Origin of the sequence: Streptomyces sp. NPDC026672, assembly GCF_040638185.1 — a bacterium.
In the GTDB taxonomy this organism is placed as follows: domain Bacteria; phylum Actinomycetota; class Actinomycetes; order Streptomycetales; family Streptomycetaceae; genus Streptomyces.
In genome coordinates, this window is record NZ_JBEZXS010000033.1 from 24098 (window position 1) to 37001 (window position 12904).

At 69.7% G+C, this 12904-nt stretch carries 13 protein-coding genes and 4 pseudogenes; 11 read left to right on the top strand and 6 right to left on the bottom strand.

Annotated features, from left to right (window positions below; genetic code table 11):
* Positions 1-49 precede the first annotated feature (49 nt).
* Positions 50-250: pseudogene (locus AB0F77_RS31070) on the bottom strand (IS256 family transposase); the annotation flags it as partial.
* Positions 241-621, bottom strand: a complete 381-nt coding sequence (locus AB0F77_RS31075; RefSeq protein WP_361955017.1) for a peptidase inhibitor family I36 protein — start codon at positions 619-621, stop codon at positions 241-243. The pseudogene AB0F77_RS31070 and the gene AB0F77_RS31075, both read right to left, overlap by 10 nt.
* A gap of 562 nt (positions 622-1183) precedes the next feature.
* On the opposite strand from AB0F77_RS31075, the gene AB0F77_RS31080 reads away from it, so the two are divergent.
* Positions 1184-1984, top strand: coding sequence for a hypothetical protein (locus AB0F77_RS31080; protein WP_361955018.1), 801 nt, complete (start codon positions 1184-1186; stop codon positions 1982-1984).
* Positions 1985-2025: 41 nt separating this feature from the next.
* Here the strand turns inward: AB0F77_RS31080 and AB0F77_RS31085 are convergent.
* Positions 2026-2238, bottom strand: a pseudogene (locus tag AB0F77_RS31085) (transposase); the annotation flags it as partial.
* A gap of 593 nt (positions 2239-2831) precedes the next feature.
* Between AB0F77_RS31085 and AB0F77_RS31090 the strand changes: the two are divergent.
* A complete protein-coding gene (locus tag AB0F77_RS31090) occupies positions 2832-3419 on the top strand; it encodes a replication-relaxation family protein (RefSeq protein ID WP_361955074.1) in 588 nt (195 codons plus the stop codon).
* A gap of 21 nt (positions 3420-3440) precedes the next feature.
* Here AB0F77_RS31090 and AB0F77_RS31095 read toward each other — a convergent pair whose 3' ends face one another.
* The gene (locus AB0F77_RS31095; protein ID WP_361955019.1) at positions 3441-4352 is read right to left on the bottom strand and encodes a LysR family transcriptional regulator; all 912 of its coding nucleotides are present in this window, start codon (positions 4350-4352) and stop codon (positions 3441-3443) included.
* 204 nt (positions 4353-4556) lie between these two features.
* Here AB0F77_RS31095 and AB0F77_RS31100 point away from each other — a divergent pair, with 204 nt between their 5' ends.
* The 8 genes and pseudogenes from AB0F77_RS31100 to AB0F77_RS31135 form a co-directional block, all read left to right on the top strand.
* Entirely contained in the window at positions 4557-5189 is a 633-nt protein-coding gene (locus AB0F77_RS31100) for an NAD(P)-binding domain-containing protein (protein WP_361955020.1), read from the top strand.
* 91 nt (positions 5190-5280) lie between these two features.
* Entirely contained in the window at positions 5281-6219 is a 939-nt protein-coding gene (locus AB0F77_RS31105) for an SDR family oxidoreductase (RefSeq protein ID WP_361955021.1), read from the top strand.
* Positions 6220-6297: 78 nt separating this feature from the next.
* Positions 6298-6957 carry an NAD(P)-binding domain-containing protein gene (locus tag AB0F77_RS31110; protein ID WP_361955075.1) on the top strand — a complete coding sequence of 220 codons (660 nt, stop codon included), beginning with the start codon at positions 6298-6300 and terminating at the stop codon, positions 6955-6957.
* Between the two features lie 270 nt (positions 6958-7227).
* Positions 7228-7367 (top strand): annotated as a pseudogene (locus AB0F77_RS31115) (DUF475 domain-containing protein); the annotation flags it as partial.
* A gap of 44 nt (positions 7368-7411) precedes the next feature.
* Positions 7412-8053, top strand: coding sequence for a PadR family transcriptional regulator (locus AB0F77_RS31120; RefSeq protein ID WP_361955022.1), 642 nt, complete (start codon positions 7412-7414; stop codon positions 8051-8053).
* Between the two features lie 134 nt (positions 8054-8187).
* On the top strand, positions 8188-9165 hold the full coding sequence (locus AB0F77_RS31125) for an ATP-binding cassette domain-containing protein (protein WP_361955023.1): 978 nt from the start codon (positions 8188-8190) through the stop codon (positions 9163-9165).
* Positions 9162-9968, top strand: coding sequence for an ABC transporter permease (locus tag AB0F77_RS31130; protein WP_361955024.1), 807 nt, complete (start codon positions 9162-9164; stop codon positions 9966-9968). The genes AB0F77_RS31125 and AB0F77_RS31130 overlap by 4 nt, the downstream gene beginning before the upstream one ends.
* 18 nt (positions 9969-9986) lie before the next feature.
* Positions 9987-10214 (top strand): annotated as a pseudogene (locus AB0F77_RS31135) (DEAD/DEAH box helicase); the annotation flags it as partial.
* 28 nt (positions 10215-10242) lie between these two features.
* Here the strand turns inward: AB0F77_RS31135 and AB0F77_RS31140 are convergent.
* Both AB0F77_RS31140 and AB0F77_RS31145 read right to left on the bottom strand, forming a co-directional pair.
* Positions 10243-10746 (bottom strand): hypothetical protein, encoded by a 504-nt coding sequence (locus AB0F77_RS31140; protein WP_361955025.1) that lies wholly within the window; start codon positions 10744-10746, stop codon positions 10243-10245.
* A gap of 217 nt (positions 10747-10963) precedes the next feature.
* The gene (locus AB0F77_RS31145; RefSeq protein WP_361955026.1) at positions 10964-11791 is read right to left on the bottom strand and encodes an oxidoreductase; all 828 of its coding nucleotides are present in this window, start codon (positions 11789-11791) and stop codon (positions 10964-10966) included.
* 92 nt (positions 11792-11883) lie between these two features.
* On the opposite strand from AB0F77_RS31145, the gene AB0F77_RS31150 reads away from it, so the two are divergent.
* Entirely contained in the window at positions 11884-12786 is a 903-nt protein-coding gene (locus AB0F77_RS31150; protein ID WP_361955027.1) for a LysR family transcriptional regulator, read from the top strand.
* Positions 12787-12904: the final 118 nt, after the last annotated feature.

Below are 12904 nucleotides of genomic sequence, written 5' to 3' on the forward strand. Positions count from 1 at the left end.
GCCCGCGACCCCCTGCGGAACCAGAAGCTGTCGGTCGTCGCCCTCCCCGACTTCCACGCTTGCGCTCCCCGGTCGCCTCGTCGACGCGCTTGTCGTTGACGCGCGGGGCCTTGACTTCGACGGTCCCGGCCGCGGTGGTCACCGAGCAGGGCTGGTGGTGGCCATTGCGGACCACGAGCCGCCGCCCAAGTTCGTCCTTCTCCTCGGCCAACTCGGCTATACAGGCGTCGACTTCGGCTATCAGCCGCAGTCGTTGCGGTTGATCTTCAGGGAGCGGGTCTGGTCGTTGAGGTTGTAGCCGCGCAGATCGTGGATGGAGCCGCCGCTGCGGGTGACGCACACCCAGCGGCCGCTGTAGTTCCGCTTCTCATAGACACGGGCGGTGCAGTCGGAGTTGTTGCGGATCGAGCTGCCGCGGTCACGGATCGCGGACGGCAGGTCCTCGACACCACCATCCACAGCCCGCCGCACCCACGGCTGACCGCCGAAGTTGATCTCGGGGTAGATGCACACATAGCCGGACGGACAGTCGATACCAGACCCGATGGCGGTGTTGTCGGAAGCCGAGGCGGAACAGCCCCCAGCAGGGAGAGTGCCAGAGCGGGGCAACGGCCGCGGCACGCATCACGTTTTTCATCACCACATCAGACATACAAAGCACCGGTGGCCACGGGAACGATTTAGCCTGCAAGTTCACCTCAGCAGCGGAGCCTGCCCAAGGACGCATCCGGCGTGAACACCGGCGTTCGGCAAGCGCGACGGGCAGCGTAATGATGCGGGCCACGGCACGAGGGGAGGAGATCTCCGCCTTCGCGCTGCGGGTAGGTAGCCTCTCCCGAGCCGGTGAACCGGTCGTCGGTGCCGTCCGGTTCGACGACGATACGTGCCTGACAGCGCAGACAGCGGGGGGTCGGTCCACCAGACCGGCGCCCGGGGGACCACGAAGAGAGCGCAGGGAGGCACCGCGATCTGACGCCGGGCGGTCTCTCGCTCATCCCAGTGAACTCCGGCCTCCTCGCCAGCGGCAGGGGTGGCGGATGTGCTTAAAGAGACCATCTCATTTGGCACCTGTAGGAGTAGCAGCCGCTGAGAAATGGTTGGGCGCGCACTGTCATGATGGTCGGGGCGTGAGGCGGTCGGGCATCAGCCTGCTTGCTTTTGTGTTGATCAGAGAGGGGCCGGCATGCCGATCGTTGTCGCTGATGACGGATACAAGCTGTGGTACGAGGTCGTCGGAGACGGGCCGGCGTTGGTTTTCCCCGCCCGCTTCCGTGGCGAGTTCGGCTCGTTGGCCGCCGCGCTGGCAGGCCAGTACCGCGTCGTCCGCTACATGCCGCGCCGCGTGGTCGGGCTGACGGAGCCGGAGGAGGACGTAGCGGTTGGCCCGGAGGACCAGGCGGGCGGTCCGTGGGACGCGGCCTCCTTGACCAGTTACCCGATCGACAGGGAAGTCGCCGACCTGCACACCGTCGCGGACGCGGCGGGCGTCGGCGACTTCGTCCTGGCCGGGTACTCCGGCATGGCGGCGTTGGCCGGTTTCCTCGTTCCGTTCGCGGAGCGGGCGAAGGGACTGATGCTGGGCGGTTTCCCGCTGCTCGCAAGCAACGCTTACTGGCTCGGCTGTGTGGAGGGCGCCCGCAGCGCGTTTTTGCTGGTCGGGGAGAAGGCCAAGGCGGACGGTCACCACGTGGACCGGCTGCTGTACCGCGAGTGGGACGAGCGCGACGACCGTCCGGCCCTGGCGGCGCTCCCGGGTCCGAAGATCCTTTGGTACGGCACCCGGGACTGCGAGCCGGATTGCCGCATGCATGACTACGTCGGCGGGGCCGCCATCGCACGCCGAATCGCCGAGCATGCCGGTGAACTGCGTGCTCTCGGCTTCCAGATCATCGATCTCGACGGTCAGGACCACATCGGTGCCCTGGCCGAAACGGATCTGATTGCTCCTCAACTGACCGCCGCGCTGGGCAAATCTGGTTGGTGAGGTGAGCTGGCACGGGACAGGCATCTCCTCGACAAACTTCCTCAGGATCGCGGCGTCCTGCCCGTCCGGGTAACAAGTCTGCGGTGGCAGATGAGAGTGCAGGCAATGCTCGTGAAGGCGAAGAAGTGTTCGGCTTTGCGCTCATAGCGGCGATGCGGTCGACGGCATCCGGCGAGCCAGGACATCGTGCGCTCTATGGTCCAACGGTGACGGCCCAGGCGGGCTGAGGACTCGGCGCCCTCACGGGCGATGCGGTGTCGGATGCCGCACTGGCGCAGCCACCGCCGCAGGTGAACAGCAGCAGGGCGAGCGTGACGGCAAGGGCCTGGTCCTGGTCATGATGACGGCGCATCGGATCCCCTCCGTGTGTGATCACGAACGGGCCAGGCTACGCCGCCCGCGCACCGGGGCCGGCATCGCCCCCGGCCGGGCAGCATCGTCTGCCCGGTCTCGCGCGCGCGGCCTCGCCGTCGCGCGCGAGGAACACCGGCGGCGCCCGATCCACTCGCCCGCCGACCGATGCCTGTCCCACCCGCCCACTTCTCGTTTCTTCCTGCTGTGGGGCGTGGACTCGGGGGCGTAGAGGGGATGTCGGCCTCCCGACCACGGCCGAAGCTGGATGGTGACCGGCTGGCCCTGGGTGTGCTGGTGCAGTACCGGATGGCGACCACCGGGCAGTTGCATCGGGCGATCGCCCCTGGGGTGCGGATCGAGCAGACGAGGCGGCGGCCGGCCCGGCTGCGGGAGGAGGGGCTGGTCCCACCGGCTCGCGCTGACGCAGGTCGGGCGGACCCGGGTGTGGTTCCCCACCCCGTACGGCGTGCGGCTCGCCTGCGAGTGGCCCGAGATGCGCGGGCCCCGCCGGCCCTCCAGGACGATGTCCGATCCGACCGCCGTGCGGCTGAAGGCCGGCCACACGCTGACCGAGACCGCGCTCGCCTTCCTCGAAGACGCGCGCCGCCGCGGCGACGTGTGCCGGCCGCTGGACTGGATCCCCGAGGTCCACCATCCGGTCGGGAGCGGCGAGGCCGTCATCCCTGACGCTCTCCTGTACTACCAGGAGGGCCCGGCCGACGGCGAGGGCGGGCCGATGCTGCGGGCGTTCGTGGAAGTCGACCGGGCCACCATGGGCCCCGAACGCCTCGCCGCCAAACTGCCCGCCCACGAACGCCTCTACCACTACGTACCCACGGTCCCGGGCCGCCGCCGGCCGACCCTCCAGGAACCGGCGGAGGAGGGAATGGCGGCGACGCCACCCGCTCTTCCCGCGGCTGAGAGCTTGCCAGGGAGCCGCGTCCGCAGCACGTACTTCCAGTCGGTCTCAGGGGCTTCCGGGCCCCCTCGGACAACTGCCGGCCGAAGAACGGAACCGGCTCAGCGGTCAGCCGCAACAGCACCGCTCCGTCAGGCCATCTCACTCTTCAGCGCAGGATGAACCGGGGGGCAGTCGAACTGTTCAAGCGTGCCTTGTGACGGCATCGCCTCCACGCTGCCACATCTCGTAGTTCCCGCACTCTGCCGTGATCTCGGCCGTCGACTGAGCCGCAGTGACGAAGTCCTCCACCACCGGCGAGGTGTGCGATGCCGCCACCGCGAGGCACACCTGGTCGGGCGCCAGATCCGGGATGGGCACATAGACGACGTCCGGATGCGAGTAGAACACGGACGCCGAACGGGCCAGGAAGGAGATGCCCCGGCCGGCCGCGACATGCTCGAGCGTCTCGTCCACCCCGCGCACCGGGTACCCGGCGTTGGGGAGCGGGCGCTTGGTGGGCTGTGTGCTCGGGTCACCGTGCCAGACCAGCGGTTCGTCGGCCAGGTCGGCCTCGGTGACCTCCTTCTTGCCGGCAAACCGGTGTCCGGCGGGCAGTACCGCTACCCGCGGCTCGGTGTACAGCGGGGTGACACGCAGGCCGGCCTCGTCGATGGGCAACCGCACATAGCCGACGTCGATGCGGCCGTCGAGCAGCATCGCAGCCTGGTCGTCCCCTTCGATCCGCTGCACGTCCACGACCACGTCCGGATGCCGGTCCTCGAACGCACGGGCCGCCGGGGTGACGGCAACGCCGGCCCGGAAACCGACCATCAGCCGCCGCTTGCCGCCGGCGGCCGCGGACACCCGGCGGCGGACCGCGTGGGTCGAGGCGAGCAGCGGACCGGCGTCCGCCAGCAGTTGCCGGCCCGCATCCGTCAACTCCACGCCGTGGCGATCCCTGGTGAACAGCGAGGCGCCGAGATCCTCCTCGAGCGCCCGGATCTGCCGGCTGAGCACCGGCTGCGCGATGTGCAGCTCATCGGCGGCGCGGCCGAAGTGCAACTGGTCGGCCACAGCGACGAAGTAACGCAGTTTGCGCAGGTCCAGATCCATGGCCGCTCCCAGTTGGTGATGCCTCCAAGGTATCACCACAGCTGAAAGAAGTCTTGGACGCCTCCTCAGGCCAATGGCAACCTAAATAGGTACCTAATGGCCCGAGCGAATTCGGCACAAGAATTCGACGGCGTCGACGACGCAACCGTCAACAACAACTGGGTGGGCATGGTGTCTTATCCAGCTCCGGAAAGCAGGAACTCCATGAGCGGCATCAGCATTATCGGCCTGGGGAACGTGGCCCGCGCCCTGGCCGGCCGGGCGCTCGCCGGCGGTAACGCCGTCGAGATCATCGGCCGCGACCAGGCCAAGGCCAAGGAATTGGCCGCGGCGCTCGGTGGTGCCACGGTCGGGACGGCCGGCACCACCCCGGCCGGGGACATCGTTGTCCTCGCCGTGCCGTACGCCGGCGCCGCGGCGGTGGTGAGGGAGTACGGGGACGCACTGCGCGGCAAGGTCATCGTTGACATCACCAACCCCGTAGCCCCCGACCTGCGGGGCTTCGTCGTCCCCGACGACAGTTCCGGCGCACAGGAGATCGCCAAGGCGGCTCCCGACGACGCACATGTCGTCAAGGCGTTCAACACCGTGTTCTCCCACGTTCTGGCGGCCGGCCCGGCCGAGGACCGCCCTCTGGACGTGTTCATCGCCGGCGACGACGCGCAGGCGAAGGCGCGCGTGTCGGCGTTCGTCGAGAGCCTGGGGCTGCGCCCCTGGGACACCGGGGAACTGTTCATGGCGCGGGCGCTGGAGAACGTCGGCCTGCTGGAGCTGGGCCTCATGAACCACTCCGTCAAGCACACCAATTTCTCCCTCGGTATCACCCTTCTCGGCTGAGCAAATCTCCTATCCCTATCTCTCGTGCCGCATCACGCCAGTTCACTTACGGCACGGGAAGACCCTGCACCTACCTCACAAGGACAGTTGGATGCGCGTATTCGTCGCCGGAGGGACCGGTCATTCCGGTTCGTACATCATTCCCGAGCTCATCGCCGCCGGGCACGAGGTCACCGGCCTGGCCCGGTCGGACGCTTCCGCGGCGGCCTTGTCCGCGCTCGGCGCGAAGGTGCGTCGCGGCGACCTTCAGGATCTCGACGGGCTCAAGGAGGCAGCCGCGGGCTCCGATGGCGTCATCCACGTGGCCCACAGGCAGGATCTGCTGCCCGCCGGCGGGATGGACGCCGTGGCCGCTGCGGAGCTCCCGATCGTGCTCGCGTACGGCGAGGCACTGGCGGGCACCGGGAAGCCGCTGGTCACGGCGGGGAGCATTGGCTCACCCGGGCAGCACCTGGGCCGGCCTGCCACCGAGGAGGACCGGGCCCTCCCCGCCGGCGAGGAGCACAAAGGCACCCTGCGGATCCGCAACGTCGTGGAGAGGGCCGTAGTCGACCTCGCCGAGCAGGGGGTGCGGTCTTCGGTCGTGCGGATCGCCAACATCGCGCACGGCACGACCGATCGAGCCGGCTTCCTCCCCACGCTGATCGCGCTCGCGAAGGAGAAGGGGTTCGTCGGCTACCACGGTGACGGCGCGAACCTGTGGAACGCCGTGCACATCCACGATGCCGCCACCTTGTTCCGCCTGGCGCTGGAGAAGGGGCCGGCCGGCAGATACTGGCACGCGGTCGGGGACGGGGGCATCCCGTTCCGCGAGATCGCCGAGGCCATCGCCGGCCGTCTGGGCCTGCCCGCCGTGAGCGTTCCCGACGATGCCCTGATGACGCCGGGGTACTTCGGGTTCCTCACGAACATCGTCACGCAGAGCTACCCGGCGTCCAACCTCATCACCCGCCGGACCCTCGGCTGGGAACCCGACCGGCCCGGCCTGCTCGCCGATCTGGACAACGGCCATTACTTCCCCGCCGGCTGACGGCGGGAACCCGGATCGTAACGAGCCCGGCAACCGGCAAGTACGGCTCTTCTGAAGGACGTTGAGATCATGACGACTGTGGGATTCATCGGAAGCGGCAGCATCGGCAGGACGCTCGCGCGACTCGCCGTCGGGGCCGGGCACCAGGTGGTGCTCAGCAACTCGCGCGGTCCCGAAACGCTCGTGGACACGGCCGAGGAACTGGGGCCGCGGGCATCCGCGGCGACGAGCGAAGAGGCCGCGGCGGCCGGCGACATCGTCGTGGTCACGGTGCCGGTCAGCGCCTTCCCCCACGTGCCCGCCGCGCCACTGGCCGGGAAGACGGTCATCGACACCTGCAACTACGGCCCCGAACGTGACGGGCACATCCCCGAGCTCGACAGCAGATCCCTCACCTCAAGCGAGTTGCTTCTGCGGTACGCCCCGGACGCCCTGCTCGTAAAGGCGTTCAACAACATCTTCTTCAAGCACCTGCTGTCACTCGCCCGTCCGGCAGGGGCGGCCGACCGCTCCTACCTGCCGATCGCCGGGGACTCCGCGCCGGCGAAGGCTGCGGTGACCGAATTCATCGACTCCATCGGCTACAACGTGGTGGACGCGGGAACGCTGGCCGACAGCTGGCGGCAGGCGACGGGCATGCCGGTGTGGGGAACACCGTACGGGCCGTACTCGAACGAAAAGGGCCGGCCGGTCGGCGAGGACGCCATCCGCGCGGCACTGGCCACCGCAACGCGGTAACCGTTGAGTGGCGCGGACCGTGATGTGGTCCGGCCGTGCCATGCCCCCGCCCGGGGCTTAGGTTCTAGCGATCTTCGACGATGAAGCACACCCGCTGGCGTGGGCCTTGTCGACGTGGGCGCCGCCGTGCATCGACGAGCTCCGCTCCGCGGACGCTGTCGGCGAGGAAGCCGATGCCGAGGCCGTGCCCGCCGGGGTGGGCTCCGGTACCCGCACGGGCGTCGCCGAGGCCCCGGCCGCGGGTGTTGAGGCTGCCGCCGACGCACCTGGTATGCCATCGGCGCGCCGGCCGTCATCCTCTGGTCACCATCCAGTACCGGATCAACGAGGTCATCACCGGCCTCGTCGGCGTCGTCCTGATCGGCTGGTCCTTCTGGTCCTCCGTACGCCGCGACCGCGCACTCACGGCAGCCGCCCCGGTCCGGCCGTCGCACCAGGCCGTAATCTGGAGCCCATGTCAGCCATCCGTCTTCTCGTGCTGGGCGCCGTGCGCCGGCATGGGCGGGCCCACGGCTACCAGGTGCGCAACGACCTGGAGTACTGGGGCGCCCACGAGTGGTCCAACGCCAAGCCGGGCTCGATCTACCACGCCCTGAAACAGATGGCGAAGCAAGGGCTGCTGCACGCGCACGAGATCGCCCCGTCCGTGGTCGGCGGCCCACCGCGGACCGAGTACGAGATCACGGCGGAGGGCACCGAAGAGTACTTCCGGCTGCTGCGCGGGTCGTTGACCGCGTACGACCAGACACCGGACGTGCTCACCGCGGCGCTCGGCTTCATCGTCGACCTGGAGCGCGGGGAGGCGCTGGAGCTGCTGCGCGAACGGGTGCGGGCCATCCAGGACTGGCGCAAGTCCGTGACCGAGTACTACACGCCGGAGGAGGGCCCGGACAGCCTCGGGCACATCGGCGAGATCATGAACCTGTGGGTCCACTCGGCGGACGCGGGCGCCGAGTGGACGGACGGGCTGATCCGGCGCCTGGAGAACGGGGCGTACACCTTCGCGGGGGAGGGCGAGCCGTTCTCGGGTGTGCTCGCGGAGGGCGAGCCGAACCCGTACGCGACCGGGGAGCGGCATCCGGGCGACGACCTCTGAGACACGCCGCCCGGCGGCAGGGCGGTCAGGGCCGCACACCGGGTCATGTAGTCAAGTTTGACTAATCCGGGCACGGGCAATAGCTTGTCCCGGCGAACAGTAGTCAAGCTTGACTACGCGAGCGGAGGGACCACATGACCGACGCGATCGAGGTCGAGGACGTACGGAAGCGATACGGGGACAAGGCCGCTCTGGACGGACTGGACCTGCGGGTGGGGCGCGGCACCGTGCACGGCCTCCTCGGCCCGAACGGCTCGGGCAAGACGACGGCGGTCCGCGTGCTGACCACGCTGCTGCGGCCGGACTCGGGCCGCGCTGCGGTCGCCGGCTACGACGTGGTGACGCGGGCCGGCCGGGTACGGGCCCGGATCGGTCTGCTCGGCCAGCACGCGGCACTCGACGAGGAGCTCGGCGGCCGGCAGAACCTGGAGATGTTCGGCCGACTCCACCACCTCGGCGCCCGGCGGGCCCGCGCCCGCGGCGACGAGCTGCTGGAGCGGTTCGGCCTCGGCGACACCGGCGACAAACAGGTCAAGCGGTACAGCGGCGGCATGCGGCGGCGGCTGGACCTCGCCGCCTCACTGATCACCGAACCGGAGGTGCTCTTCCTCGACGAGCCGACGACCGGGCTGGATCCGCGCGGCCGGGCCGAGGTCTGGGCCTCGGTGCGCTCGCTGGCCGGCGGCGGCACCACGGTGCTGCTGACCACCCAGTACCTGGAGGAGGCCGACCAGCTCACCGACCGGATCTCGGTGGTCGACCGGGGGCGGGTGATCGCCGACGGCACCGCCGACGAGCTGAAGGCCCGTACCGGCGGCGACCGCATCGACGTCGTCCTGCGCGACGCACACAACCTGGCCGCCGCGGTGGCCCTGATGCCGTTCGACGGCGACGACCTCACGGTGGACGCCGACCGCCGGAGCTTCAGCGCGCCCGTGAACGACCGGATGAGCGCGCTCACCCAGGTCGTGCGGGCCCTGGAGTCGGCGGGCATCGTGGCGGAGGACATCGCGGTGCGCAGACCCACCCTGGACGAGGTGTTCCTGCGGCTGACGGGACGTCCCGACCAGGCCCCGGCACCGGACGGGACCCGGACCAAGGAGGCGGTATGAGCACGGTGGGCACGACGGACGCGGTGCGCGAACGCGGCGGTGGCACGGCCTTCGCGCTGAGCGACTCCTGGACCATGACCCGGCGGGAACTCGCCCACTGGGGCCGGCAACCGGTGCAGGTGGCCGTCGGCGTGGTGTTCCCGGTGATGATCCTGCTGATGTTCGGCTACCTGATCGGCGGGGGCCGGAACGTCGGCGGCGACTACATCGACTATCTGGTGCCCGGCATCCTCGCGCTGACCATGGCCTTCGGCCTGGAGAGCACGATGATCGCGGTCACCCAGGACCTCAACAAGGGCATGATCGACCGGTTCCGGTCCATGCCGATGACCAACGGCGCGGTGCTGGTGGGCCGTTCGGTGGCGGACATGCTGCAGTCCGCGGTGAGCCTCGCCGTGATGATCGGCGTCGGGTACGCGATCGGCTGGCGGGCGCACACCACGGCGGGCGGGTTCCTCGGCGCCGTGGGCCTCCTGCTCCTGTTCCGGTTCGCGATGCTCTGGATCGGCATCCACCTGGCGCTGGTGGCCGGGAAACCGGAGCTGGTGCAGGCCGTACAGATCCTCATCTGGCCGGTGGGTTTCCTGTCCAACGCCATCGCGACCCCCGCGTCCATGCCGGACTGGCTGGGCACGGTGGTGCAGTGGAACCCGATGTCCCAGACCGCGACGGCGGTACGGGACCTGTTCGGCAGCGTCGGCGGCACGACGGGGCATGTCCTGCCGGCCGTGCTCTGGCCGATGGCCCTGCTCGCCGTCTTCTTCCCCCTGGCCCTACGCCACTTCGCCCGACTCAGCCGCTGAGCCCCCAGCCCGAAGACGAACCCGGCCGTGATGGACCAGGCCGCTGACCGCGCCCACCGCATCGGGCAGACCCGGCCGGTCCAGGTCCACCGCTTCGTCGCCGAGGGCACCGTGGAGGAGAAGGTCTTCCAGCTCCTGGCCGCCAAACGCGAGACCGCGGACATGGTCCTGGGGGCCGAACAGCTGGGCCTGACCGAACCGGGCGACGACCAGCTCACCGACCTCGTCGCGCTGCGGAGGCGCTAATGGTCTTCTTCCGCACCTACGGCGAGCTCTACGGCACCGTCCACGCGCACCGCGCCTCCACCGCAACCGATGCCGACGATCGGCATGTCGGCCTGTCCGGCCAGCCCGGTACGGGCAGCTGATGCAGCAGCGCCGCGACGAGCGGCGCATGAACGCCGGGATGCCGCACGTCGAGAAGAGCACCGGTCTGACGGTCCGGGCTGCCCAGGAGGGGGAAGGCGGCGCGGACGCGGGCGGCGACGTTCGGCTGGAGCAGTGTGTAGGCGTAGAGGGCGGCGCAGTCGAAGCCCTGGGGGCCTCGGCCCCATCCTTCCCGGTCGAGCAGCAGTGATGCGGTGAGGTTCGCCCGGTGCAGGTCGGCGTGGGCTGTGGTCCAGCAGGTCACGGCCGGGGCCGGGATGCCGACGAACTCGGGGATGGCGCGGTTCATGTACTGCTCGCGCACGGCGACGCGGTCGGTGCCGGTGGCCGAGCGTCCCGGCGAGCGCTGGAGGTCGAGCACAGCCTTCAGGCCGGCGCGAGCGTTCAGCATCCGCCCGAAGCCGCCAGCGGAAACGACAACACCCGCAGGCTGAGGCTTGACACCACCCTGGGCCCTGCGGTCGGAGGATCCGAGTGGCAGGTCGGCACGCCACTACCGAGTTACCCCGATCCGCGGCGGTGCTCAGCCGCTGACGGCTCGTGATGCGGCTGGGCCCGCCATGTTGTCCGCCGCACCGTGGGACAACGCGATTGCCAGTCCCGCTGCCTTATCGCGGGTAGGCGGTATCGCGAGCGGTCTTCTCCCAGGTGGTGACGTCGGAGCGGACGGCGTCGAGATGGGCGAGGACCGCGTCGACCGCGTCGCTGCCCAGGGGCAGGTGCAGCGGGGTCTGTTCGGCGTCCAGGGCGGCCAGGATCGCCGCTGCGGCCTTGGCTGGGTCGCCGGGTTCCGCGCCCCCGGCGGTCTGGGCCATCCGCCGGGTGGGACCGACCGTCTCGGCGTAGTCGGCGATCTCCGCGCTGGCGCTGATGTTGCCCATCAGGCTGGTGCGGAAGGCGCCGGGCTCGACGATCAGCACCTTGATGCCGAGCAGGCGCACCTCGTCGACCAGCGCCTCCGAGAATCCTTCCAGAGCGAATTTGGTGGCGCTGTACGCGGAGAAACCGGCGAAGGACATCCGGCCACCCATGCTGCTCATCTGGACGATCGCGCCGTTGCGTCGGGCGCGCATGTGCTGGAGCACGGCCCGGACCAGTGCGGCGGGTCCGAAGAAGTGCAGGTCGAACAGAGAGCGCAGTTCGGCGTCGGTGGTCTCCTCGGCGGCGCCGACGTGACTGCGTCCGGCGTTGTTGACCAATACGTCGATCCTGCCGTGACGGTCTACCACATCCCGCACGGTGGCCTCGATCCCTGCGGTGTCGGTGACGTCGAGCCGCAGAGCCTCCACCTGGTCGGGGTGCGCGGCGACCAGGCCGGCCAGCACGTCGATGCGGCGCGCGGTTGCCACGACTACGTCCCCGGCGGCGACCGCCGCTTCGGTGATCGCCCGGCCGAAGCCGCTGCTCGCCCCGGTCACCAGCCATACCTTGCTCATCGGACGTCCCTTCCCGGAAAGTACTGCGGACCTTTCGGGCTCAACCCTGCCGGTGGCATCGTTTGCCCGTCCAAGACCGGCTGTGATAACCAATGGTTATGGATGTGCATGGGAGGGATCTTCGGTATTTCGCCGCCGTGGCGGAGGAACTGAACTTCACCCGTGCGGCCGAGCGGCTGTTCGTTTCTCAGCCCGCGCTGAGCAAGCAAGTTCGGATGCTGGAACGTCAACTCGGCGTGCCGCTGTTCGAACGCGACCGGCGGGGTGTCCGGCTCACGCCGGTGGGTGCCGCGCTGCTGCCCCACGCCCACCAGGTGCTCGCCGCCTGGGACGCCGCGCGGGAGGCGGTCGAGATCGCAAAGGCCGGACAGCGGACGACACTCCACGTGGGGATGAGCACCAGCCCGGGCCGCGGCGGTCTGCTGCCGGCGATCAGATCCCGGTTCACCGACGCGCATCCCGACGCCACCGTGAAACTGCGCCAGATCAGCTGGGAGGACTCGACCGCGGGCCTCGCGGACGCCTCAAGCGACCTCGCCTTCGTCTGGCTGCCTCTGCCTGACCCCGATCACTACACCTGGGTGGTGGTGGCCGAGGAACCGCGCATGGTCGCCCTGTCCCAGGAGCATCCGCTGGCCGCTCGCGAAGCCGTCGACTTCGCCGACCTGCTGGACGAGCCCTTCCTCGCGCTACCGGAGAGCGCCGGCGTACTCCGGGACTACTGGCTCGCGCTGGACGCCCGCGGTGGCAGGCCGCCGCGCATCGGGGCTGAGATCGCCAGTACCGACGAGACGTACGAAGCGCTCGTGGACGGACGAGGCGTCTGCCTGCTGGCAAGCGGGAACGCACCACTGATTGTCCTGGGCGGCGTCGTCACCCGCCCGGTGCGTGGTATCTCGCCCAGCCAACTCGCGCTCGTCTGGCGTGCCGACGACCACCGCCCCCTGGTACTGGACTACGCACGCGCCTGTCGACAGGCCACCGGACAACCCTGAACGCACCCGCCTGTAAGCCGAAACCGACTCCTCCAACCGGAAGCCGAGCAACCGCCCAACCCAAGCACTCAGCCGTCCCGAACTGCTGTCCGCTCGCATCGACATTCCGCGGTCCCGC